Origin of the sequence: Paenibacillus sp. PL91 (genome assembly GCF_012935325.2) — a bacterium.
GTDB lineage: Bacteria > Bacillota > Bacilli > Paenibacillales > Paenibacillaceae > Pristimantibacillus.
Genome location: NZ_JABBYG020000011.1, coordinates 196907 through 220392, shown reverse-complemented (window position 1 = coordinate 220392; position 23486 = coordinate 196907). Strand labels below are relative to the sequence as shown.

The following is a 23486-nucleotide window of genomic DNA, read 5'->3' as shown; positions in this document are numbered from 1 at the left end:
ATTCCGCATTGCTGCGGCCTGCTGCTCTAGCTTTAACTTTTCATTTTTAATCGTTTTGCTAGCTGTGATTATGTTTAAGCTATTACTCGGCTGCTAGTATCGATTCAATGCGGCTAAGCTCGTCGTCGCTGAAATCCAGTCGGCTGAGCGCTGCCACATTGTCATCAATTTGCTCTACACGGCTTGCGCCGATCAAAGCCGAGGTGACTTTTCCGCCTCTAAGTACCCACGCTAGTGACATTTGGGCGAGCGATTGTCCGCGCCCCTGAGCAAGCTCATTAAGAAGCTTAACCTTGTTCAGCTTGCTGTCCGTAATTTGATCAGCCTTCAGGAATACGCTTGGTCCTCCTGCGCGCGAATCGGCAGGGACGCCGTTCAGATAACGGTTAGTAAGCATGCCGCCTGCAAGCGGAGAGAATACGATAGAGCCGATGCCTTCCTGCTCCAGCACGTCCTGCAGGCCATCTTCGATCCAGCGATTAAACATCGAATAAGATGGCTGGTGGATAAGAAAAGGCGTGCCAAGGTCTTTCAATATAGCAGCCGCACGAGCTGTTTGCTCTGCGTTATAATTCGAAACGCCGACATACAGCGCCTTGCCTTGCCGAACGATATGATCGAGCGCGCCCATCGTCTCTTCAAGCGGCGTGTTCGGGTCCGGACGGTGATGATAAAAAATATCGACGTAATCCAGACTCATCCGCTTCAAGCTCTGATCCAGGCTTGAAATCAAATATTTACGAGAGCCCCAGTCACCGTAAGGCCCTTCCCACATATGGTAGCCTGCTTTGGTCGAGATGATAAGCTCATCGCGGTAAGCAGTAAGATCTTGTTTTAAAACTTGGCCGAAACTTTCTTCAGCCGAGCCTGGAGGCGGTCCATAGTTGTTAGCAAGGTCGAAATGGGTAATGCCTAGGTCGAATGCGCGGTGCACCATAGCTCGACCATTCTCAAGGCGGTCAACACCGCCGAAATTATGCCATAGCCCTAGGGAAATAGCTGGAAGCTTCAAGCCGCTGCGTCCGACGCGGTTATACTTCATTCCCTCATACCGATTATTAGCCGCTAAATACGTCATGTTCGATATCCCCCAACCAGTTAGTGGTAAACCTCATCTCATTTGGAAAAATGATGAGGCTCCCCTGTCTATTGTACAACTGTATATAAACAAAGGAAACTCTCTCACTCATTCTATCTAGTATTTTTTTTGTCCAGCTTGAGGTGTGGACTGTTACGCACCGTTTCCTCGAAAAAGCCCGGCTGCTCGCTCACTAGCCGCACCCATGCATGCACGCAAAGAGGGTCAAAATGATGTCCGCTCTCCTTCAAAATAATCGCCATGGCATCCTCATGCGACATTGCTTTCCGATAGGAACGCGAAGAGGTCAAAGCGTCATAAACGTCTGCCACAGCGGTTACTCTCGCAAGGAGCGGAATCTGTTCTCCCGTCAGCTGATCCGGGTAGCCGCTGCCATCCCATTTCTCATGATGAGAGCGAATGACGGATAGCTCCTCCGGCATAAAGCCTAACCGTTTGCACAGGTCATAACCCGAAACAGGATGCTCCTCGATGACTAGGCGCTCTTCGGGGGTAAGCTTGCCGGGCTTGTTCAGAATCGTATCCGGAATGCGCAGCTTGCCGACGTCGTGAACTAGGCCGCCTTGGGCAATGGCTCTCAGATCAGCAGAAGTAAGCGCAAGCTCCTCTCCAAGCTTTAGAGCATATAAGGCAACCCGGTAATTATGCCCCGCTGTATACGAGTCCCGCGCCTCCGTAGTCATGACCAGCTCTCGCACACTGGTTGACATGTACGTATTGATCCAATCGCGCGGATTGGCGCGGAACATTAGCTTGACGGAAGAGGTTATCGACTTGGAGCTGACATATTGATTAATAATGCCTATGACCATAACGATAACGGAGGCAAGCAGCAGGAAATGGTAGAGCCACCAGCTTAAATCCCAGATCGTACCGCTAACAATGATGATCTGAGCGATAATCATCCAGCCTGAGCTATAGACGATTGCCAGCTGCATAGGAAAACGGGAGGATAAATAGGTATTCAAATAACGGTATATCGTCCAGCTGTTTAAGCCGATAATGAAAATACTGACAGACCATTTCATCGGAAGCTCTTTTAGATGAAAATATAATATGAGATCGGGGTTCAACCAAAGCGCTGCGCAAAAAACGAGCAGCAGCAGCGTCCACACCGGGAGCAGCAATCTCTGCCAGTATGCGAACCATTTGATCAGAGGCTGATCCACCGAAACGGAAGACATCCAAAGCCAGATAACAGCCAGCATGACGCTAAGCTGAGCAGCATTGCTCGCAATACTGGCATGATGCAGCAAAAATCCTGGCGTAGATAGGCCATGCAGAACAAACATCGTAGTAAGAGATACATAAGATAACGACAAAAAACTAATCTTAATATTGCGAAGCTGAATAGCGACGAAACCGACCGCAACCGCTAATGCCAGCGAGAGAGCAGATACGAAACTGACGATATAAAAATGCTCCTGAGGCGCATTAATGCTCTTATCCAGCTCAGTACCACGCAGTATCCAATAGCCTACCAAAGGGATAAGCATTGATATTGACAAACGTATGAATACTCCCGCATTTTTGCGCAAGCTTATTCCTCCTACATATCTCATAATTAATGTACTTATGTATAAGCCGCTAAGGCTTTAAATGATTTCTACGCCATATGAGTTGCAATGTTATAGTTATCAGCCTTATCCAAACGCGAAATTTGTAGGATAATGTTGGAATCAATCTGTCACTATCATATCATCCCTCCTGCTTCCTTTAAACAGTGAAGTTTATGCTGAAATGTGAGAATTTCTATTTCCAGCCATTCGTTAGCTTAAAAAGAATGCAGCGATCATTTTTTATACTTGTGATAGGTATCGACAAATTTCAGCAAGCTATATTTTTATGTTAGATTAAGGTTTTTTCATGCATGTTTTGTTATAGTATTGAAAGACAGGCAAATATGAAGGGAGTTTATTTAATGACTAACAAAGACTCGCAGTCCAACAAAGAGCCAGAAAAAGAATTGGACGCGAAAGAAGAACGTTATACTTTCGACGAAACAAATCAGCAGGACAAGCTTTCAACGCAAGATGCGGCTATCGAAGAGGAGCTTCTTAAAGATTCCGACGGAGAGCTGCCAGAGGCATCAAACGACGATATTCGCACGGCATCCTTAGGAGCAGAGAGCGCGAGCGCTCATCAAGCGCCAAAAGGCGGAGGCGGAAAAGCATGGATGATCGTCTCTGCTGTGCTGGCCATTTTGCTCATCGTCGTATTGATTAAGCCGCCATTTGGAACGAAAAATGAAACCGTGGCAACCGTCAACGGTGAAAACATAAGTAAAGACGAGCTTTACGATGAGTTAGTTAAAGCAGGCGGACCTGCTACCCTTGAGAACCTCGTTACGCAAGAGCTTATTCAGCAAGAAGCCAAAGCGGCAAGCATTACGGTTACGGATGCTGACATTGACGCCGAAATCGCGCTTATTAAGAAGAGCTTTGGTACGGATGAGGAATTCAACTCCGCGCTTGCCCAATACAACATGACGCTCGACAGCTTGAAGAAGGATACAAAAATCAATCTGACGATCCGCAAAATTTTGGAACCAAAAACGGACGTTACAGCCGAAGAGATGCAGCAATTCTATGATGCGAACAAAGAACAACTCGGCACGCCTGAGCAGATTCAAGCATCGCATATTTTGGTAGCTACTAAAGAAGAAGCAGACGCGATTCTTGCTGAGCTTAAGCAAGGCGGAGACTTCGCAGCTATTGCGAAGGAGAAATCAATCGACGGCTCAAAGGATAAAGGCGGCGACCTTGGCTTCTTTGGCAGAGGCGCTATGGTGCCTGAGTTCGAAGAGGCTGCTTTCGCACTAAAGGTTAATGAAATAAGCGGAGTTGTTCAATCCGAGCATGGCTTCCATATTATTAAGAAAACAGCTGAAAAAGCCGCTGTTGTACCAACCTTCGAAGAGAAGAAGGAAGAAATCAAGAAGCAGCTTGTTGCTACAGAAGTTAATGAGCTTTCCGAGGCTTGGATGAGTGAAATTCGCACAAAAGCGAAAATCACAAACACGCTGACTCCGGAAGCGACTACCGACCCTGCAGCGACTGAGGCTCCAAAAGCTGAATAAGGCGAAATAGAACAAAGGGGCAGTGCCTCGCAGGAGCTTTATGACCTGCGGGACACTGTCCCTTTTATTTGCCGCAAATGTTAAATTAAAAGCCACCCTTCGCCCGGAGGGAGGAGCTAGGGATGGCTTTGGCTTCAGTAAAAGCAGAAGGATGTCATTTGTTGCTGTCGTCACATGACTGCCTGCTCTGCTCGATCGATATAGCCTGCTGCTTTCTGAAGTTAATCTATTGTATGCGATTCTCTTAAATGAGGAATAGATGATTGATTTACTAGATTCGACCATTTTGAAACCAGCGTCGTATTTGCGGATGATGAGCCGACTGATGACGGGGAAGGAAATATGACACGATAGGCTGGAATGAAGCGCAACCTGTGCGAGATTGCACGAGATCGTGAATAGCGAATATGATATGATGGGAACAATATTTCATTCATCTATTAATTGGAGGGAATTGAATTGAGCAACTACGAAGTACGCAGCTACAAGGATACGTTTACGTTATATGAATTGACCGAGAAAAACACCGATTCGCGCGTGCTTGTGTGTCCGGAGCGAGGCGGTATCGTGATTGGCTGCCAGCTGCACGGAATAGAACTCTTTTATCTGGACAAGTCGACGTTCGAGAATCCAACCGCGAATATTCGCGGCGGCAACCCCATCTTGTTCCCGATCTGCGGCCAGCTTGAAGGACAAGCTTATGAATGGAACGGGCAATCGTACAAAATGGCTAACCATGGGGTAGCCCGCACGGCGGTTTGGGAGGTTGTCAGCACCAAAGCCGAAGATGAGGCGTCGATTACGATTCGTCTGCAAAGCAGCGAAGAGACGCTTCGCTCCTACCCTTTTGACTTCGAGCTGCTGTTCACTTATGTACTAAAGGACGGCGAACTACATACGCGTCAGCAATACCGCAATTTGAGCAAAGCAGCTGCTATGCCATTCTATGCAGGGTTCCACCCTTACTTTGCCATTGATTCGGATAAGAAGATCGCCTACGACAACATCGATGCGACCCGTTACCTCGACTACAACGATAATATCGAGAAGCCATTCGAAGGCGTTGTTGATTTGGAAGGGCTTGTAGAGTCCGTAACTTTGCTTGATCCTAAGAAGAGTGAAATTTCCTTCCGTGCCCTGCAGGGCGCACGTGTTCGCCTGACTTACGATGACATCTTCAAATATATGGTGCTGTGGTCGGTGAAGGACCGTCCATTCGTATGCGTTGAGCCGTGGATGGCTATGAACGGGGAGCTGAATCGCCAAGAGGAGCTTGTGATGCTGAATGCGGGCGAAGAGCTGCATGCTAACCTTACGATAAGCTGCGAGCGTTAAACCCTTTCCTCTTCCAAAAAAACAGAAAACCTTGCTCTCCATGAGAATGGTCTCACGGCGAGCAAGGTTTCCTTTATTTCTTTTTTTCGCCAGCTTCTAAAGCTTAGTCTGTTGCTAAATATTAATAGCCTTCTCCCTTGCCGCCTGTGACGATGGCGATGCCGGAGCTTGCGCCAATGCGTGTTGCGCCAGCCGTGAACATTTGCAGCGCGGTTTCACGGTCGCGTACGCCGCCCGATGCCTTCACGCCGAGGTCTGGACCAACGGTGCGGCGCATAAGCGCGATATCCTCTACCGTAGCCCCGCCCTTGCCGAAGCCTGTCGACGTCTTCACAAAGTCAGCTCCCGCTTGTTTGCATATATGACATGCCGTAACCTTCTCTTCATCTGTCAGAAGCCCAGTCTCAAGAATGACTTTAAGCAATGCTTGTCCTTTAACGGCAGCAGCTACGCCTTCCACGTCACGCTGCACACCTTCAAGATCGCCTGATTTCAGCAGCCCGATGTTCAGAACCATGTCTACCTCGGTCGCTCCATCTTCAATTGCAAACTTTGCTTCAGCAGCCTTGGAGGCCGTCGTGGTTGCCCCAAGCGGAAAACCTACAACCGTAGTAATGCCGACGCCCGAGCCCTTCAGCTCTTCAGCAGCTGCCGCTACCCAGCCCGCGTTTACGCACACCGTTGCAAATTGATATTGCTTAGCCTCGCGACATAGTTGCAAAATTTCTTCCTTCGTCGCATCCGCCTTGAGCATTGTATGGTCGATCATCGCCGCTACTTCAGCAGGCGTGTAATTAGTGCTATTACTCATGATATATTCCTCCGATTCGTCTCATACTAATCTAAGTTCTGGCAAGGAGCCGCCAACGCGCAACGTTACTAGCTTATCCTTTCCAAATAGAAGAACGAGATACGCATGTTATGTTTTATTATACGTGGCTTTCAAAAAAACAACAATAATAAACTGGTAAATATTACATTTGTTTACTTTTTAGCAAACGCTACGATATGATTGCTGTGAGGACGCTTTCATTGCTTTGGCAACCGCCCCATCACAGCAGGCCGCTGGCTGCTTCCGCAGTCATGCCTAAAGACATCAGAAGGCACATTATGCTTCTAATTCCATGATTTGTTGGAAAGGCTAGAAACAGCGGGCTTATGGGCGGCTTTTTTTTGCGAAAAGGCTTAAATATTAATGCTTAAGTGCTGTGGACAAACGAATTATTGTGTTCTATTCTTTACTATATACTAACATTCTTATCCAGTATGGAAAGCAGAAGAGGTGCGAAGCTTGACCTTGATCTCAAAACCGAATCGCGAAGCCGATTTATTCCGCAGCGCATTCCATTACGCCCCAATCGGTATGGCTTTAGTTGATTTAGACGGCAGCATTATGGTGATTAACCCTTCCGCTCAAACGATGCTTGGCTACGAGGAAAATGAGCTTTGCACCGTAAACTATTCTCATATTACCCATCCAGATGATTTGGAGCAAGATAACAGCTATGTGAAGCAGCTTTTGGACGGCGAAATAGATACGTATCAAATGCAAAAGAGATATTTCAAAAAATCCGGCGAAATTGTGCCTGTGCTGCTATCCGTATCGCTTGTATATGATCAGCAGGGCAATCCTCGCCACTTTATATCGCAGATGATGGATATATCTGAAAAAAAGAAAGCGATATCAGAAGTAGAGCAGCTAACGCTGCGCATCTCCAACATTTTGGAGAGCATCTTGGATGCCTTCTTCTCGCTTGATGATCAGTACAGGTTTATTTATACGAATGAAGCCGCACAGAAGTTGTTTGGACGAAGCGAGCAAGAGCTGATCGGCCAAAACATCTGGGAGGTGTTCCCGTGGTTAGTCGGTTCAATCAGCCAGCACGAGTATAAGCTTTCGATGGAAAACAAGCAGCAGCGGCTGTACGAGCAGTTTGTTCCGAAGCTGAACCAATGGTTTGAAGCGAATGTATACCCTTACGAATTCGGCCTCTCCGTTCATTTTCGCCAAATTACAGAGCGCAAGCGGATAGCCGATCAGCTGCAGGAAAGCGAGAAGAGCTTCCGCCTGCTTGCCGAGAACTCAAGCGATATGATTTCCAAGCATAACCGGAACGGCTTATTCACTTACGTCTCTCCTGCTTGTTACACGCTGCTCGGCTATCGGGACGATGAGCTGGTTGGGCAATCTCCCTTTCATCTGTACCATCCTGACGACCAGCAGCGTATGCTCGACAACCAAGAGCTTATTTACAAAAATTTTGATTCCAGTGCCATTACTTACCGAATGAGACGCAAGGATGGCACCTACCGGTGGTTTGAATCCACCTCCCGCCTCGTCTTTCACGATGGCGACCGCACGCAAACGCTCGTTTCCGTATCCAGAGATATTACCCCTCGCAAAGAGATTGAACTGAAGATGCTGGAGCAGTATCAAATTTTGCATGCTCTTTCTCACATCGATGAGCTGACGAATATAGCCAACAGGCGAACATTCGATGAATCGTGGAATAACGAGTGGGAAGATGCGCAGCGCCACCATATGCCCGTTACGCTGATGCTGGGTGATATCGACAATTTTAAAACCTATAATGATACGTTCGGGCATCAAAAAGGCGACGACTGCCTCAGACAGATCGCCGCCGCCATGCGCAGCGCCTTGAAGCGCCCGCTGGATATTGTCGCCCGTTACGGAGGCGAGGAATTTGGCATTATTTTGCCGCAAACGAGCAAGGAGCGTGCCGCTACAATCGCGAAGCGGCTGCTCGAAGCGGTTCGGCAGCTGCAAATCCCCCATGCCGAGGAAGCCGGCAAGCCTTATGTGACGATCAGCATCGGCTCTGCAACCTGGAATCCCGATTGCTCCTTTACGCAGGACGAGCTGTTCACCCATGCGGACAAAGCGCTCTATCAGGCGAAGCGCGAAGGGAAAGATCGTTACGTTTCTCAATAAATAAACGGCGATCGTAGCCTCTGCTTTTGCAGAGCTACGATCACACCTCTTCTGTTATCCTTTGCTCCCGCTTCAACCGCCTCTCGTACAAGAAGTACACGGCCAAGTAAATAAGGAAGAACACACTGGACACCAGATACATCGTTGCATAGTTCGACCATGTTGCGACCAAACCGAGCAGCATCGCACCGCTGCCGATTCCAATATCGAAGGCATTATAGAACGTAGCTGTCGCCACGCCTCTGCGCTTCGGCTCCACTCTATCGATTACCCAAGCCTGCAAGCCAGGGAAAATCGCCCCAAAGCCCGCTCCGTAAAATACCGCTGCAAGCAGCAGCAACCCCGTTGATTTTGTAAAAAACAGAATGATACATCCCACTATGCAAAAAACAGCCGCTGGGAATAGCACCCAGAACCGTCCTTTCGTATCAAATATTTTTCCGCTCACAAACCGAATCAGAAATTCGCTAATCGCAAGCACAAGGAAGAAGAAGCCGATATTTTCCACGCCCGCTTCTTTGCCGAACAACGTAATAAAGCTAATAATTCCCCCAAGGGATAAGCCAACAAGCGTCCCGAGCAAGGACGGCATCAGCGCCTTCGGCTCTACGAACCGAAGCATGAAGCTTGTATTAGCGGCTGATGCTACCTGCGCTTGTGCCCGTTCCTCTCTCGAATCCTCCTTTACGAAGGCGGTACAGACGACTGCGACCAGCAAAATGCACGCGCCGACAATGAACAAGACGGAGAACCCAAACTTCTCCATCAGCCAAATCCCAAGAAAAGGCCCAAGCGAGATCGCTACCGCATTGCCCGTGCCGAAGAAGCCCATCCCCTCGCCTCTGCGAGAGGCAGGAATAATATCGGAGGCGACTGTGCCGTATAGGGTCGTCGAAATGCCGAAGCCAACCCCATGCACGATTCGTAGCATTAGCATCATCGTTATGGTCACTGCGGCGTAGTAGCTGGCTGTCCCGATTAAGCAGATCGCTACACCGACAAGCAGAAGCAGCTTTTTGCCGAATCTATCAGATGCCATTCCGACAAAAGGCCGCAGCAATACCGCTGAGAACGTGAATAAGCCGATAATAAGTCCGATCTGTGCATCGGTTCCGCCCTTATTCGCCGCAAACATCGGAAGCGTCGGCAGCAGCATCTCTAGCGATAAAAATAAAAATAAATTAGACAAAATCAGCAATATAAATGGTTTGGTCCATAGCGTTTCCTTCACCTTTTGTTTTCCTCTCATGTTCCCTGTATTTACGCGCAGCTTTTATTCATTATATCTAATATACATTTTTAAAATGCCGATTTATACTATAGGTACAGTGTACTAGTCTAATTGACATTTCGGGAAAAGAGGTTACATTTTATGCATTTACAAAGCGAGCGCGAACAAGGCGGAGGCCGCGTCTATACCTCTTTCCTCTCACAGCTCCTTCGTAATTATATCTTCGGCTAGTGTCGCTGTGCTTGGAGTAGGCGGCATCGTCCTCTTTTCGACCCTTACGATTCCGTCCAAGGAACGTATACTGTTAGGCGCTATTATGCTGATTTCGCTTCCCATTATGATCGCTTGCGAGCTTTTGGTCTTCTATCGCCATCTCCGGCCCATTCAGGCCATCTTCAAAAATGGGCAGCCGACGTCCGAGCAGCTCAAAACCGCTTATCTTCAAACGCATCAATTTCCGACCCTTTCCGTTAGGCGTACCTTCGGCCCGCATTTCCTCGGCTTGCTGGTGCCAGCCGTCATTATGGCATTTGTGTTCATAAAGTCAGGCTATTTAAAGCTCCCCTACTCATACATCGGAATTGCTTCCGCAGTAGCTTTCATGATCGCCAGCATGCATGCGATGATTGAATTCTTTTTAACGTCCAAAGCGATTCGGCCCGTCGTTGCCTATATTCGAGATAAGCATAAGCAATTATATAAACAGGATATTACGCTAGGCGGCCGAGTTCTCGTATCCATCCGCACGAAGTTTCGCCTTAGCGCCTTTCTTATCGGAACGCTTCCTTTATTGCTGTTCGGCCTTGCCTCGCAAATCCGGCTTGACCGCATCCAAGGGGAAGGTTCATCCGCTTATTGGCAGTGGGCTGGTATTATTCTGATCATCGGAGTGCTCTACTCCCTGCTTGGGGCGTCACTCCTATCGCGCAACATTGAAGATCCCATCCATACGATTCAAGAAGGCATGAGCAGCGTGCAAGCCGGCAATTTCGATTCGAGCGCGGCAGACATCTACTCCGATGAGTTTTCCAAGCTTGTTGCGGGCTTCAATCATATGGTAAATGGGCTGAAAGAGCGCGATATTTTGAAGCAGATCGAGCCGGCTGATGCGATGGCCGACCTGCTGCCAGGCGTTCGCTCGCATCATGAGCGTTACGACGGCAAGGGTTATCCCGATGGGCTGGCTGGCACCGACATCCCGCTGTTTGGCCGCGCGATCGCCATTGCGGATGCCTTCGACGCGATGACCTCGGACAGGCCGTACCGGAGAGGCATGACCTATGAGCGCGCCATCTCGATTATAGAGGAAGGCAAGGGCACCCAATGGGATCCTAAGCTCGCGCAGCTCTTCATTGAATCGCTTCGCGGGAAGGAAAGAACGGACGAAGAAGCCTCTTGAATGCAAGAAGAGCCATCCGGCAAGGAGATATTCCTTCTCGGATGGCTCTTTCTGCGTTCTTATGAAAAAGGAGTGCTGATTACCGTTTAATAAGCTTAAAGTCATCATAATGGAAGCCTGGCGCCACGACGCAGGAAACGAGCACCGGCTCGTCGCCAAGCGGACGCGACATTTGCCATTCATTCGCCGGCACGAGCGCCTGCGGATGATGGCCCGCCAGCACATCCGGCCCAACAATAATTTCTTTCCGTGTCTCCGGCGACTCTTTCGTTCCGCCAAGCGTCAGCATCAAAGGGCTGCCGGCATGCCACATCCACAGCTCGTCCGAATAAACGGTGTGCCAATCCGAAAACTCGTCGGGATGCAGCAGGAAATATATAGATGATGCCGCAAAGCGAGGTCCTGAATAAGGAGCACCGAGCACCTCCTGCGGTATTTCAAATCCAGCCTTCCAAATTTCCTTGTACCATCCGCCTTCCACATGCTGCTTAAGTCCAAGCGACTCCACCAGCGGCGACAGTTGTTTTACTGATACTCCCATCCATCTCAACCTTCTTTCTCTCTTTTGCGTACATCTTGTTATTCGATTCGTTCCCTCATTCTATAACGCAGCAACTTATATCGTCAATTCATTAAACAGGTGGGGATAGAAGGTTAATGTTCATTTTTTTGCCTAACTAATATATGGAATCGGCTTTGTTATTTTTAATTTATAAGTTATACTTATATTAACTAACTTGTTGGAGGTGGACAGATGAACAATAACGTATATGATTTTGGTCGCATCAGCCGCAAGCATTTGATGAATTTGCTTATTATTGTTCCGCTGCTCCTGGCAGCGCTGTTCGCCTACCAAGCAGGCAATACGTTCGAGCTGACAGCTGGCGCAAGTCGAATGACGGCGTCAGCGAAATACTCGATATCTAACGTAGGGAAGCAGAACACCACAACAAAGGTTTTTTTTCCCGAGAACGTACTCCTGGCTGCCTATATGCATGCATTCCTGCATTTGCACTGGCTATCCGCCAACCTATCCGCACTTCGCACGACTGTTCCGCAGCGATTGCGTGATTTGCTTATGACTCCGATTAAATTCACATCCCATTTCGTTGGTTAATCCTCTCATTTGGTTCGTATACTAACCACAAATGAGGAGGCACGCACAATGAATATCAGAGAATCCGATCTGCCCGGCATTGGGCGCAAATACCAAGTTATGACGAGAAGCGGCGATAAGTTTGTAATCATCATTCATGATGACGGACGCCGCGAGATGTACCACTTTGATTATGAGGATCCAGATGATAGCATTTCCATGGTTTCCCTTGAAGATGAAGAAGCAAGGCAAGTCGCTGCCATCATTGGCGGCATGACCTACAAGCCGAAGGCGCTCGAGACCATCGAGGTGGCGCTTGACGATCTGACGATTGAATGGTACAAAATTGAACCAAACGCCGCATGCATCGGCATGACGATCGGCCAAGCCGATATCCGTCAAACGACCGGAGCAACGATCATCGCAGCTGTCGAGAAGGAAGCAAAGCATATAAATCCCGGCCCCGACTATATTTTTAAGGCAGATACGACCCTCATCGTCGCAGGTGAACGCCAGCATTTGAAGCTTCTTAAGCTAATGCTGCAAAACGGGAGCCGTTAATTATGGATCACATGGTGCTGGAGATCGGTCTTGCTGTTATACTCATCGCCTTAGTCGGGCTGTTAGCTGCAAAAATTCGGTTTTCCGTCATCCCGTTTTATATTTTAATCGGCATGGCCGTAGGTCCTCATGCGCCTCACGTTGGCATACTGGACTTTAGGTTTATTCATAGTGCAGAACTAATCGAATTCATGGGGCGGCTCGGCGTGCTGTTCCTGCTGTTCTATTTAGGTCTGGAGTTTTCTGTGGGTCGATTAATGAAATCGGGTCGCTCTATAGCGATAGGCGGAACCATCTATATTCTAATCAACTTTTCACTTGGCTTGCTGTTCGGCTTCCTCAACGACTTCCCTGTTGAGGAGACGATGGTCATTGCCGGTATTACAACCATATCTTCGAGCGCGATTGTCGCGAAGGTACTCGTCGATTTGAAACGGACCGCAAACCCGGAGACGGAGATGATTCTTGGAATCATTATGTTCGAAGATATTTTCCTAGCGGTATACATCTCGGTTCTCTCGGGACTTGTGCTAAGCGACTCGTCATCCTTAGGCGGCGTGCTGCTGTCCGCATCGTACGCATTAGGCTTTATGCTGCTCTTCCTTATTATTGGCAGGAAGGCAGCGCCTCTCCTGAACAAAATTTTCAACATTCGCTCGAATGAGCTGTTTCTGCTGCTCGTATTCGGCTTCCTGTTCCTCGTAGCAGGCTTCTCCGAAACGATTCACGTGGCAGAGGCAATCGGCGCGCTGCTCGTTGGCTTGGTGCTGGCGGAGACGGTCCATATGAAGCGGATCGAGCATCTTATCCTGCCCTTCCGCGATTTCTTCGGAGCGCTATTCTTCTTCAGCTTCGGTCTGACGATCGACCCGTTCGCGCTTGGCGGCGCGGTATGGCTGTCGCTTGGAGCCGTTGCCGTTACGCTGTTTGGCAACTTCGTCGCAGGCATGCTGGCGGGAAAAAGTGCTGGCTTGTCGCCTAAGGCATCCGCAAACATCGGCCTGACAATCGTATCGCGCGGCGAGTTCTCCATCATTATGGCGAACTTAGGCAAGGCCGGCGGCTTGCTCGAGCTTCTGCAGCCGTTCGCTGCCTTGTATGTGCTCATCCTAGCGATATTAGGACCTCTTCTAACGAAGGAGTCGAAGCTGGTATTCAAAGGGCTAAATTCGATTTTCCGATGGGAAAAACCGAAAAAGCCCCGAGAGCCTGTGCCGGCGAAGGAACCGGCAGACAATAGTTGATATAAAGGGGGCCTGGATGCTAAATCCAGGCCTCTTCCTTATTTAGTGGCTATAGCGCAACGGTTGGTTGGTGGTGCGGCTTCTTCCCAGCCGAATCCTATCCGCTGCGTTGCAGTTACTACAACAGAATCGACCCTGACTAGCCTATTTTCTGCCTTTGGAGCGATTCTGGTTGCAAATGTGCAACGTAGCTCCTTAAGTAGACAGCTATGTCAGGTTTCTATTGCACTTTCTGCAACGTACCCAAACCATGTTGCTGCGTGCCCCATTAGTCTCCCCCAACTTTGCCGGAAAGCTTGCCAACAATGCATGGGAACAACCATGATTCGCATGCTGCTTTCCACTATGCCTTACTATGCTTATTCGCACCGGCAAGCTCCCCGGCATAGCTATCCGCGAAGCTCTGTCTTATAATCGAAACTATAACAGGAATGAACAGGAAAATAATTGGAAATATGAAAGGGACGGACTAAAAGGATGAGTAATTCGCTTTTATATATTGAAGATGATCAGGAAATCGGCAGCTTCGTTTACCAACATTTGCAGGAGCAAGGGTATGAGGTCAAATGGCTGAGAAATGGTGATGGCGCATCCGAGGCTGCAATGGGCTGCAAGCTTGCCATTCTCGACGTCATGCTTCCGGGGCTTGATGGGTTTACGATCGGGCAAAGGCTGAAGAAGGCTGCACCAGATATCCCGATCCTCATGCTGTCGGCACGCACCTCCATCGATGATAAGCTGCAAGGTCTGCAATTCGCGGATGACTACTTGACCAAGCCCTTTCATCCCGACGAGCTGACGGCTCGCATCGAGGTGCTGCTCCGCCGCTCTGGCGCACGTCTCTCGGAGCCGCTCGCTATTAAGCATCTGCTTGTGCATGAGCAGCAAAATCGCGTCGAAAACCGCGATACTGGGGAAGAAATCACGCTTACGGGCAAGCAGTTTCATATTTTCAGCTACCTGCTGCGCCATTTGGGTCAAATTATGACGAAGGAGCAAATTTACGAGGCCGTGTGGGGAGAATCGTTCATCGAGGGGGACAAAACGTTAATGGTTCATATTCGGTATTTGCGGGAAAAAATCGAGCGTGATCCAGCATCCCCCGAAATCATTGAAACAGTGCGCGGCATTGGCTATCGGGTACGGGCATGAAAAAGCCAAGTCAGCGCTCCAGCGGCATGAAATTCCGCCAAACCTTGTTGTCCCGCTATATGTTTATTATTTTATTCGCCTTTTTATTTATCCCGATTGTATTCCCGCTGTCCTCCCTTCTTTATGTCGTTATTCAAGAAAATACGCACACCTCTGATGCGGATTATTTAAAATACGGAAGTGGCAACGACCTTATCGCAATGTGGCATACGCAAGCGTCGCTGCTGCGCGAGGGCGATGCTGCTGCAATCGACAGCAGGCTGCATGAGCTGAAGCAAAAATACGCTGAAGCCTCCTTCTTCTGGGTCGATTCTTCTGGCTCGACAAGGCTTCAGCTGCCGCAGCAAGAGCAGCTTCCGCGCCGGTGGATGCCAGCTGATGCGATTCAGTTTATGAAGAAGAGCATCGACAGCGATCCCTTTACCGTCGTATCGTTTCTCGGCTCTGAACACGAAGAGCCTGCCTTCATGGTGATGCAGCTGCCGCGCTCAATCATTCAGCTGGATAGGCCTATTGGTACGGGAACGCCCTTTTATATCGCGTTTCTATTTATCATGCTCGCCTTGTTCTTCCTCATATCTCTGCTCTTCTTCCGGCATATCCGCAAGCGGCTGCTCGGCCTGCAAGCAGCGATGGCGCTGCATGGCGATAACGGGCTTCCACAGCCGATCGCCTTGAACAAACCCGATGAAATCGGACAGCTTGAGGCTGCCTTCAATCATATGGTCGAGCAGCTGCGGGAAAGCGCGGAAAGGGAGCGTGCGGAGGAGGAGCTGCGCAAACGTCTTATCGCCAGCCTGTCTCATGACTTGCGTACGCCTTTAACAGTTATGAGCAGCCATCTCTACTCCTTGCAAAAGGAATCGATAAGCACGACCGGACATGCTTCAATCAAGCAAATGGAGCAGAAGATCGCCAGCATAAGCAGCCTTATCGAGAACCTGCTTTCTTACACGCTTATGACCAGTGGGCGCTACCCTCTCCAGCTGGAGCGGCAGGATTTGCTGCGCATCGTCCGAGAGAGCGCGGCGTCCTGGTTCCCATTATGGGAGCAGGAAGGCATTGCGGCAGAGGTGGAGCTCCCTGATGAACAAATGCTGCAGGATGTGGATAAGGATGCGTTCAGACGCGTGCTCGATAATTTGTTTCAAAATGTAACGAGGCATGCGGTAAGCGGCAAATATATTGGAATCAAGCTAGAGAAGCCGCAAGGACGAACCGCACTGGTTATTCATGATCACGGCAGCGGGCTGGAAAACGATTCAATCAGCAAGGGCGCAGGCATTGGACTTGCCATTGTCGATTATCTCCTTCATGAGATGAACCTAGAGTGGCACATGGACAGCCATGCAGCTGGAACAAGCGTCTATATTTTTCTGAGGTGAGCGGACAGCTTTTTTAAACGAAATTTAAACTTGGGGTGCTCTCTGTTTAACCTTCATCCGTTAATGTAAGTTCTGAGGTGATTAGCGTGAATGAATGGGTTATTGAAACGAAAGGACTCAGCAAGCGTTACAAAGGACGTTATGCGGTTTCCAATCTTAACTTGAAAATTGCAAAAGGAGATATTTACGGCTTTCTTGGACCGAACGGCGCTGGTAAAACGACAACCATCCGCATGCTGCTCGGGTTAATCAAGCCATCGAGCGGATCTGTGCATATGTTTGGCCAGTCCTTGAATAAGGATCGGCTTTCGATACTGCGGCGTATTGGCTCATTAGTTGAATATCCCTCTTATTATGGGCATCTAAATGCCGTCGACAATCTCGAAGCGATCAGGCGCATTCTTGGTGTTCCTGCCGCTAAGATCGCCGAAGTGCTGGATATCGTAGGGCTTGCCAAGGACGCGCGGCGACCGGTAAAGGGTTTTTCGCTCGGAATGAAGCAGCGGTTAGGCATCGCTAGCGCATTGCTCGGCAATCCGGAGCTGCTCATCCTTGACGAGCCGACGAATGGGTTAGATCCATCCGGCATTTTGGAAATACGCGAGCTCATCAAGCAAATGCCCAAGCAGCATGGCATAACCGTCCTAATATCCAGCCATTTATTAAGCGAGGTAGAGCTGACGGCTGGTACAGTCGGCATCATTCGGCAGGGCGAGCTAGTATTTCAGGATACGATCAAAAATCTACACCAACAGGCCCAGGGCAGCATGTCGCTTGTCGTCTCTGAGCCTGAGCTGGCGCTTAACGCGTTGCGGCAGCAAGGAGTGGCGGCCGTACAAAGCGGTGCGGCTCTGCTGTTTGAGCAGACGGATGATCAGGCCATCGCGCGTATCGTAAAAAGCCTCGTTGAACGGGATCACGCCATTTATCGTGTTGAAGAGAAGAAAAAGTCGCTCGAGGATCTCTTTCTCCAAATTGTCGGGGAGGGAGGGCAGCTATGATGGTCAAAGCGCTTTCGTCCGACTTTTTGAAAATACGCGGCAAAGGGCTCTGGTTCCTCATCTTTATTGGTCCGATTGGCTTGATCGCCTTGCAGGCGCTCAACTTTGGGCTGCGCTATGATTATTTGACGCAAAGATACGCAGGAAGACTCTGGGAAGTACTGCTCGAGAACATCCAAATGTTCGTGCCCATTTCGTTGTTTCTCGGCATCACGCTCGTTGCTTCGCTGCTCGCCAACGTCGAGCACAGCACGAACGCATGGAAGCAGCTGCTTGCCCTGCCGATTTCAAGAAGCGCTGTATTCTGCTCCAAGCTTGCGGTAAGCTTCATTTTGCTTATATCCTCTTGCGCTGTGCTTGCAGTTGGAATTGCTGTGCTTGGGTTAACCTTGCGGTTTGAGCTTGGCGATATGCCGGTCATCGATATTTTGCGGCTTAGCTTCCTGCCTTTCTTCGCCTCGCTTCCAGCGCTAGCTCTCTTTCTGTGGCTATGCATGGCGAACAAAAATCAAGCCATACCCATAACGCTTGGCGTCATAATCGCCATTAGCTCTGTCTTCTCTTTTCAGCTATCCGAATGGTTTCCACTCAATTGGCCTATGTTTGGCTATTTGGGACCGCATCGGGAGCTTTTCGTCGGCGCAGGGCTGTTGTTCGGTGTGATGATATGGAGTTTAGGCAGCCTTCATTTCAACAAAAAGGATGTGGATTGAAATGAATGCCTTTATTCGACTAGTCGCTTCGGAGTATCTTAAGCTGTCCAAATCATTCATTTGGCTCCTCCTTCCGATAAGCCCGCTCCTGTCTATTGCCATCGGAGTATTCGTTTCCCTCGACAATGTGGATTCATCATGGGAGTTCGGGAAATATGCCATGCTCGTTTCTGCAATGGCAACGTTCCATGCCATGCTGTTTTTGCCCATACTCACGGGCATCCTCTCCGCCTTCGTATGCAGATACGAGCATGCTGGCGGAGGCTGGAAGCAGCTGCTCACGCTTCCGATAACCAGGACCGGCCTCTATTTCGCCAAATTCACCGTTGTCGCTCTATTGCTTGCCTTAACGCAATTGTTGTTCCTTGGCGCAGTCTTGATCGCCGCCTCCTATCAAGGACTGGGTGGGGATTTTCCTTGGAGAATGCTGCTTGCGGGCATTGGGGGCGGCTGGCTTGCCTGCCTTCCGCTAGCGGCTCTGCAGCTGCTTGTATCCGTAGGCTGGAGCAGCTTCGCCGCTCCGCTTGTCATTAACGTCATGCTGACCATACCTAATATGCTGATTATTAACTCTGAAAGGTTCGCGCCTTTCTATCCTTGGGCACAGCCTATGCTGACCATGCTGAGCTATAGCGATCAAGAGTTTGGCGGCCTCGGCCTGCCGCTGACCAACATACTGGTCACCATTACGGGCAGCTTTGTTTTATTTCTGGCAGCCGGCCTGCTCTATTTTAAACGGAAGGAAATATAAGCTTGTCTTATGAAAGCGCCAGTCTGGAACATGATAATCATGTTTTAGACTGGCGCTTCTTTCTTATAGACTCGGTAGGGTTCTGTGAGTTTGCTGTTGGTTGAGCGAAGGTAATAATAGTGGTGTTAGCGATAATTTAATAGATCTATGTTTATGTTAATTGTCCTTAACACTTTGTTCGAAAATTCGCTTTTCCTTCCAAACTTGCATGCAAGAATTTTTTCGACTTTCTCAATCTCTTCTGGATATCCTCAATTTCTTTGATTTTTTGTTCAACCATTTTCTTCTTTACCTCGTAAGATAAGTTAAGTTGTTGATTTACGAGCAAACTTAACTCTTCTATAGAAAAGTCTACGGATAACAGTGCCTTCACATCATCTAGAAATTCAACAATCTCTTCAGAATAAATACGATAATTATTTACATCTCTTTTAACAAATGTGTCCGGAATTAGGTTTTTACGTTCATAGAATCTCAATGTTGATATTGGCAGACCAGTTAATTTTGAAACATCATTTATTTTCATAATATGACCTCTTTTGTTATTGCTATAAACCTAAGTTTATAGTTCATAATACGAATATGATAACGAACGACATACACAATGTCAAAAAATCTAATGTTGTCAAAAGGAGAGATGTTATGTTTAACAATATTCAAAATAACGATTTCGCCAATATAGTCAAGGGACGACGTTCTGTGCGTAATTATGATGAGAATATTAAAATATCGAAAGAGGAGATAGGCGAGATTATTTCGGAAGCCAGTTTGGCGCCATCCTCTGCAAATATGCAGCCTTGGCGTGTAATTGTGGTTGATACTCCAGAAGGAAAAGAAAAACTAAGACCTCTTATGCGTTTCAATACTTTACAAAATGATACTTCATCAGCCATGTTATTAATTTTTGGTGATACCGAAAGCTATTTATATGCTGAAGAAATTTACAATACAGCAGTGGAACAAGGAAAAATGCCCGCTGAAGTACGAGATAGTCAACTCAAAACTATTCTAACGATGTTCCCGACTCTATCAAAAGAATTGAAAGTTGAAGTTGCAAAAATCGATAGCAGTCTCTTTGCCATGCAGCTAATGTTAGTGGCTCGTGCACACGGGTATGATACGAATCCAATGGCAGGCTTTGAAGTTGATCAGTTAGCAAAAGCATTTGATTTAGATGAAGAACGCTATGCTCCAGTAATGATTATTTCAATAGGAAAAGCCAAAGAAGCTGGGCATGAGTCCGTTCGATTAGGTTCTGATAAGATTACATTTTGGAGGTAGCCATATTTATCCGTAATCTATTAGCTATTCTTTCTTCATAATTACACTTATAATAAGCACGGATGCTTACAAAGCGGTCTACTTTTCATTGATTCATTTAATCTTTTTATATCCATTATAAGTTAGCTTTGTATTGAATTAGAGAGCTCGAATTTTTCTTATTGTACTAACGGGAAGCGATAGTTCAATAAAATAGCGGCAGTCTAGGACTTTATTATCTCGTCCATGGCTGTCGTATTTTCTTTCATTGGGGTCAGTCTAATACTCATTTTACGAAGTCTGACGAAATTCTAATTCGTAAAGACATATATAAATTTGATTACAACTGGATCATCATTCCGGTACTACAAAAGATAGAACTACTGCGGCATTCCATGTGTGCGCTATGATTTAAGAGTCCGAACGAGGCTTTTAGAAAGAAGAGGTGCGCAGCATATGAAAAAAATACTTTTTTATATTTTGGTGGCGGTGACGAGCTATTTTGCAGGAGTTCTTGCTTATCTCGGCTATTTGTCGCTCGTCTATCACCAAGGAATCGGCAGTGAATCGAGTAAGTTTATTGTGTGGACTCTCCCTCCATATCTATTTGTCATCCTCCCCTTCTACACACTCATGTTCCGCTGGAGTAAAGCAGCGCTCTGGCTGCGACTGATTCTTCTGATTGGATTAAGCGTCGTCGCGGCAGCATCCGTTCCCTTCCTGATGGGCTTTGGCATATGGCGGCTGCAGGATCTCTTCTCTCCTGAGCTAGGCCTGTTTATGATCCTCTTTGCCAGCTCGTCTCTCGTGTTTACGGTTGGTTCATTCATTGCGTCAAAAAAACGGGGACACAAGCTATTTATGCTTGCATCCCTGATCATCATCTATTTCGCCGTCAGTACGCTGGTCTCCGAAGCCGAGAAGAGCAGGCCGGTTATCCACCAAATTCCGCATAGCTTTCACGGTACTGTCACTATCCATTATGGCGAGCCTCATTATCCGCCTATTCCGAGGATTAAGGGATATGAGGTCATACGAATTCCAGAGAACGGCATCTACTACACCTCTAGCCCACGTCCTTCAAGGGGCATTCGGCACACTATAGTAGACGAGCGAGGACAAAGCATACACAATATCAACTCTCTGGATGAAATAAGCAAATATGGCGACTCACCAACAGCTATGATTAGCGAATATGAGGTTCCATAACGTAATGGGACCTCTTCCCTGATTAACTTTTGCAGCTAAAATATGGCCCGCACTGCGACTCATGCGTCTGCACATAGGTCCATTGAAACGTCTTATCCACGACATAGATGTCAGACTCGCCTTCCAAATCTGCCAAGGTCAAATCAGCCGCATTTTCGATATAGATAGCCGAACATCCATGCTGGTAAAAGACGTAACAGCCTTGCTTTTCAACGTTACAAAATGCTTCAACAGCCGCCTCATCGCTTAAGCACGGCTTTCTCTTATAGCTAAATAGATGCCATAAAAACTGATCCATATAAATGGCTTCTTTTTCAGGAGCATCTAATCCATCGGCAAAAGCTTGCTCCCACATGCGCTTGAGGTCTTGTCCGTCAAAATCCGCTTTCTCCGCTCTTATATGTTTAGCTTCCAGAATCGGCAGGAGCTTCAAATGCTCGATCCCATCTACCCGCTCGCCAAATAAGTATTCTTGACCATTCCCTTACATTCATCGCTCGAATGCCCCAGCATTTGCAGCAGGGTGCTCGCTTGCTGTAAAACAAGATCTTGATCGATTGTTGATTCCTTGTCAAAAAAACCTTCAGGGTACTGTTTAATCTGCCTTGGCTCAACTCCGCCAAAATATTCAAAGAAGTACTCAAAGCTATTATCGGCAATGCTCTTATCAATCATTTCTTCAATATGCTGCCTGCTTATCTTATCGACGATAATTAAAGGCCGAGTTGACCACATATATGCGTCATTGCCGCTGCTCAAAGCATCCTCTCGAATCGACTGGATGCATGTTAAAGTATAGACATTCGTGAGCCATCGCGAGGAATCAGGAAAAGTTACGACGACACAAACCTGAGCGTTCTCATCACCTTCAACGAAATCATCGTTATCCATCCTGATATGCCTCTTTTTTGAAAACATCGAAATCACCCCTAATCTATTATATTAGAGACTGCTTCCCTATTTCCCTTCCCTGATCTACGTGCGGCTGAGATACGGCGGGTCTTCTCCTTCTGTTTTGTACATGGTCATTCCTGAGCGTTCTACATGGTAAGACAGATACCGCGAGCTCATTTCCGCCTCTTTTGTCCAGCTTTCACTAAAGGTAACGATGTATTCGTTTTTGGATATGGCTTGCGCGCTTGTTTCTCTGACTACCTGATAGCCGTCGATCACTCCCTGCCATCGCCCAATTTCATCAGGGAATACACTTATAGACGTTCCTTCCCCATCGGTAGCAAATGCAACAGCCTCCTCTATCGTAAAAGGCGGCATCGGGGGCGAAAGGTATTCCAGTGTCCCCCAAGACACCCCAAACAGAAGTACGGGAAAAAGAACAACGATGAGCATGCCCGCTGGCCTTAATGGCCTTACTCTCAGCCACCAGTCGATAACCCCATATCCTAATGCAATCGCCATTCCGCATACGATTAACAACCCATATGGAAATAGGAGACCGATCACCATCCCAAAAATACCGTGCATGACAATCACAATCCATGAGTATGGAATAATTCCTTTTTGCCTTATCCACTCTAACCCTAACGACACCGCGTTCCCGTAAATGAGGATGATTGTTCCGATATACATAATGTAGATAAACGTCCAGCCGATCAGCTCATTCCCACGGTTGTAGGCAAGCACCCACTCCCCATTCCCGAACACGCTTGAGACTGCCATCAAGAATGAAGCTAAAGCGGTTACGATATAGGTCGTAAAAAACTTTCGTATCATGAGACTTACCGCTTGATCCATTATGCTGGCTCCCCCATCCTTTGCAGCTTATTTCGCTGTTGTTTATTAATCATAACGAAGCGCATGAGCTGCAAACAGTTCTAACTTTTGTAGAACCTCCCCGTATAAACCACATCAAAAAAAAGACTATCGATCCAAATAATCGACAGCCTTCATTTTTACGGCGGAAATGAGATATAAAATGAGCACGACAATATAGAGATTCCATAAACTCGGTATGGAGGCTATGATACCCACACAAGCACATCCAACAGAAGCGATTATGC

The 23486-nt window shown here is 47.8% G+C and carries 23 protein-coding genes; 14 read left to right on the top strand and 9 right to left on the bottom strand.

From position 1 onward, the window contains the following. Positions 1-82 precede the first annotated feature (82 nt). The gene (mgrA, locus tag HI950_RS23555; protein WP_169087786.1) at positions 83-1078 is read right to left on the bottom strand and encodes an L-glyceraldehyde 3-phosphate reductase; all 996 of its coding nucleotides are present in this window, start codon (positions 1076-1078) and stop codon (positions 83-85) included. Between the two features lie 113 nt (positions 1079-1191). Next, the gene (locus HI950_RS23550; RefSeq protein WP_223285458.1) at positions 1192-2607 is read right to left on the bottom strand and encodes an HD-GYP domain-containing protein; all 1416 of its coding nucleotides are present in this window, start codon (positions 2605-2607) and stop codon (positions 1192-1194) included. A gap of 413 nt (positions 2608-3020) precedes the next feature. On the opposite strand from HI950_RS23550, the gene HI950_RS23545 reads away from it, so the two are divergent. Both HI950_RS23545 and HI950_RS23540 read left to right on the top strand, forming a co-directional pair. Further along, the gene (locus tag HI950_RS23545) at positions 3021-4178 is read left to right on the top strand and encodes a peptidylprolyl isomerase (RefSeq protein ID WP_169087782.1); all 1158 of its coding nucleotides are present in this window, start codon (positions 3021-3023) and stop codon (positions 4176-4178) included. Positions 4179-4637: 459 nt separating this feature from the next. Beyond that, complete coding sequence (locus tag HI950_RS23540) at positions 4638-5513, top strand: aldose epimerase family protein (RefSeq protein WP_169087780.1); 876 nt, start codon at positions 4638-4640, stop codon at positions 5511-5513. Between the two features lie 121 nt (positions 5514-5634). Here HI950_RS23540 and deoC read toward each other — a convergent pair whose 3' ends face one another. Further along, the gene (gene deoC, locus HI950_RS23535; RefSeq protein WP_169087778.1) at positions 5635-6324 is read right to left on the bottom strand and encodes a deoxyribose-phosphate aldolase; all 690 of its coding nucleotides are present in this window, start codon (positions 6322-6324) and stop codon (positions 5635-5637) included. 480 nt (positions 6325-6804) lie between these two features. Between deoC and HI950_RS23530 the strand changes: the two genes are divergently transcribed. Beyond that, on the top strand, positions 6805-8466 hold the full coding sequence (locus tag HI950_RS23530) for a PAS domain S-box protein (RefSeq protein ID WP_169087776.1): 1662 nt from the start codon (positions 6805-6807) through the stop codon (positions 8464-8466). 40 nt (positions 8467-8506) lie between these two features. On the opposite strand, the gene HI950_RS23525 is transcribed toward HI950_RS23530, so the two are convergent. Next, on the bottom strand, positions 8507-9697 hold the full coding sequence (locus HI950_RS23525; protein WP_169087774.1) for an MFS transporter: 1191 nt from the start codon (positions 9695-9697) through the stop codon (positions 8507-8509). 238 nt (positions 9698-9935) lie between these two features. Here HI950_RS23525 and HI950_RS36805 point away from each other — a divergent pair, with 238 nt between their 5' ends. Continuing rightward, positions 9936-11096 carry an HD domain-containing phosphohydrolase gene (locus tag HI950_RS36805; protein WP_317618436.1) on the top strand — a complete coding sequence of 387 codons (1161 nt, stop codon included), beginning with the start codon at positions 9936-9938 and terminating at the stop codon, positions 11094-11096. A 79-nt stretch (positions 11097-11175) separates the two neighbouring features. On the opposite strand, the gene HI950_RS23515 is transcribed toward HI950_RS36805, so the two are convergent. After that, positions 11176-11637, bottom strand: coding sequence for a cupin domain-containing protein (locus tag HI950_RS23515; protein WP_169087772.1), 462 nt, complete (start codon positions 11635-11637; stop codon positions 11176-11178). A gap of 213 nt (positions 11638-11850) precedes the next feature. Here HI950_RS23515 and HI950_RS23510 point away from each other — a divergent pair, with 213 nt between their 5' ends. The 8 genes from HI950_RS23510 to HI950_RS23475 all read left to right on the top strand — a co-directional run bounded on the left by HI950_RS23510 (position 11851) and on the right by HI950_RS23475 (position 18999). Then, a complete protein-coding gene (locus tag HI950_RS23510) occupies positions 11851-12213 on the top strand; it encodes a hypothetical protein (RefSeq protein ID WP_169087770.1) in 363 nt (120 codons plus the stop codon). Positions 12214-12261: 48 nt separating this feature from the next. After that, positions 12262-12753, top strand: coding sequence for a cation:proton antiporter regulatory subunit (locus HI950_RS23505; RefSeq protein WP_169087768.1), 492 nt, complete (start codon positions 12262-12264; stop codon positions 12751-12753). A gap of 2 nt (positions 12754-12755) precedes the next feature. Continuing rightward, on the top strand, positions 12756-13997 hold the full coding sequence (locus tag HI950_RS23500) for a cation:proton antiporter (RefSeq protein ID WP_169087765.1): 1242 nt from the start codon (positions 12756-12758) through the stop codon (positions 13995-13997). Between the two features lie 477 nt (positions 13998-14474). Next, positions 14475-15149: a response regulator transcription factor gene (locus HI950_RS23495; protein ID WP_169087763.1), complete on the top strand. Its 675-nt coding sequence runs from the start codon at positions 14475-14477 to the stop codon at positions 15147-15149. Further along, entirely contained in the window at positions 15146-16534 is a 1389-nt protein-coding gene (locus HI950_RS23490; RefSeq protein ID WP_169087761.1) for a sensor histidine kinase, read from the top strand. The genes HI950_RS23495 and HI950_RS23490 overlap by 4 nt, the downstream gene beginning before the upstream one ends. A gap of 86 nt (positions 16535-16620) precedes the next feature. Then, positions 16621-17535 carry an ABC transporter ATP-binding protein gene (locus HI950_RS23485; protein WP_169087759.1) on the top strand — a complete coding sequence of 305 codons (915 nt, stop codon included), beginning with the start codon at positions 16621-16623 and terminating at the stop codon, positions 17533-17535. Then, positions 17532-18248, top strand: a complete 717-nt coding sequence (locus HI950_RS23480; RefSeq protein WP_169087757.1) for an ABC transporter permease — start codon at positions 17532-17534, stop codon at positions 18246-18248. The genes HI950_RS23485 and HI950_RS23480 overlap by 4 nt, the downstream gene beginning before the upstream one ends. Position 18249: 1 nt before the next feature. After that, positions 18250-18999 (top strand): ABC transporter permease, encoded by a 750-nt coding sequence (locus HI950_RS23475; protein WP_169087754.1) that lies wholly within the window; start codon positions 18250-18252, stop codon positions 18997-18999. A 166-nt stretch (positions 19000-19165) separates the two neighbouring features. On the opposite strand, the gene HI950_RS23470 is transcribed toward HI950_RS23475, so the two are convergent. Then, a complete protein-coding gene (locus HI950_RS23470) occupies positions 19166-19525 on the bottom strand; it encodes a MerR family transcriptional regulator (protein WP_169087752.1) in 360 nt (119 codons plus the stop codon). Positions 19526-19641: 116 nt separating this feature from the next. Here HI950_RS23470 and HI950_RS23465 point away from each other — a divergent pair, with 116 nt between their 5' ends. Beyond that, positions 19642-20280 (top strand): nitroreductase family protein, encoded by a 639-nt coding sequence (locus HI950_RS23465; protein WP_169087750.1) that lies wholly within the window; start codon positions 19642-19644, stop codon positions 20278-20280. A gap of 435 nt (positions 20281-20715) precedes the next feature. Continuing rightward, complete coding sequence (locus HI950_RS23460; RefSeq protein WP_169087748.1) at positions 20716-21468, top strand: DUF6843 domain-containing protein; 753 nt, start codon at positions 20716-20718, stop codon at positions 21466-21468. A 22-nt stretch (positions 21469-21490) separates the two neighbouring features. Here HI950_RS23460 and HI950_RS23455 read toward each other — a convergent pair whose 3' ends face one another. The 3 genes from HI950_RS23455 to HI950_RS23445 all read right to left on the bottom strand — a co-directional run bounded on the left by HI950_RS23455 (position 21491) and on the right by HI950_RS23445 (position 23220). Continuing rightward, the gene (locus HI950_RS23455) at positions 21491-21901 is read right to left on the bottom strand and encodes a DUF4275 family protein (RefSeq protein ID WP_169087746.1); all 411 of its coding nucleotides are present in this window, start codon (positions 21899-21901) and stop codon (positions 21491-21493) included. Between the two features lie 14 nt (positions 21902-21915). Beyond that, a complete protein-coding gene (locus tag HI950_RS23450; protein WP_169087744.1) occupies positions 21916-22359 on the bottom strand; it encodes a hypothetical protein in 444 nt (147 codons plus the stop codon). Positions 22360-22443: 84 nt separating this feature from the next. Then, a complete protein-coding gene (locus tag HI950_RS23445; protein WP_169087742.1) occupies positions 22444-23220 on the bottom strand; it encodes a hypothetical protein in 777 nt (258 codons plus the stop codon). Between the last annotated feature and the right edge of the window lie 266 nt (positions 23221-23486).

Excerpts from the sequence above, each read along its gene's own strand:
- mgrA (WP_169087786.1), bottom strand. The coding sequence starts at position 1,078 with ATGACGTATTTAGCGGCTAATAATCGGTATGAGGGAATGAAGTATAAC.
- HI950_RS23510 (WP_169087770.1), top strand. The coding sequence starts at position 11,851 with ATGAACAATAACGTATATGATTTTGGTCGCATCAGCCGCAAGCATTTG.
- HI950_RS23460 (WP_169087748.1), top strand. The coding sequence starts at position 20,716 with ATGAAAAAAATACTTTTTTATATTTTGGTGGCGGTGACGAGCTATTTT.
- HI950_RS23505 (WP_169087768.1), top strand. The coding sequence starts at position 12,262 with ATGAATATCAGAGAATCCGATCTGCCCGGCATTGGGCGCAAATACCAA.
- HI950_RS23490 (WP_169087761.1), top strand. The coding sequence starts at position 15,146 with ATGAAAAAGCCAAGTCAGCGCTCCAGCGGCATGAAATTCCGCCAAACC.
- HI950_RS23500 (WP_169087765.1), top strand. The coding sequence starts at position 12,756 with ATGGATCACATGGTGCTGGAGATCGGTCTTGCTGTTATACTCATCGCC.
- deoC (WP_169087778.1), bottom strand. The coding sequence starts at position 6,324 with ATGAGTAATAGCACTAATTACACGCCTGCTGAAGTAGCGGCGATGATC.
- HI950_RS23495 (WP_169087763.1), top strand. The coding sequence starts at position 14,475 with ATGAGTAATTCGCTTTTATATATTGAAGATGATCAGGAAATCGGCAGC.
- HI950_RS23445 (WP_169087742.1), bottom strand. The coding sequence starts at position 23,220 with ATGGATCAAGCGGTAAGTCTCATGATACGAAAGTTTTTTACGACCTAT.
- HI950_RS23480 (WP_169087757.1), top strand. The coding sequence starts at position 17,532 with ATGATGGTCAAAGCGCTTTCGTCCGACTTTTTGAAAATACGCGGCAAA.
- HI950_RS23475 (WP_169087754.1), top strand. The coding sequence starts at position 18,250 with ATGAATGCCTTTATTCGACTAGTCGCTTCGGAGTATCTTAAGCTGTCC.
- HI950_RS23470 (WP_169087752.1), bottom strand. The coding sequence starts at position 19,525 with ATGAAAATAAATGATGTTTCAAAATTAACTGGTCTGCCAATATCAACA.
- HI950_RS23515 (WP_169087772.1), bottom strand. The coding sequence starts at position 11,637 with ATGGGAGTATCAGTAAAACAACTGTCGCCGCTGGTGGAGTCGCTTGGA.
- HI950_RS23465 (WP_169087750.1), top strand. The coding sequence starts at position 19,642 with ATGTTTAACAATATTCAAAATAACGATTTCGCCAATATAGTCAAGGGA.
- HI950_RS23450 (WP_169087744.1), bottom strand. The coding sequence starts at position 22,359 with ATGGATAACGATGATTTCGTTGAAGGTGATGAGAACGCTCAGGTTTGT.
- HI950_RS23545 (WP_169087782.1), top strand. The coding sequence starts at position 3,021 with ATGACTAACAAAGACTCGCAGTCCAACAAAGAGCCAGAAAAAGAATTG.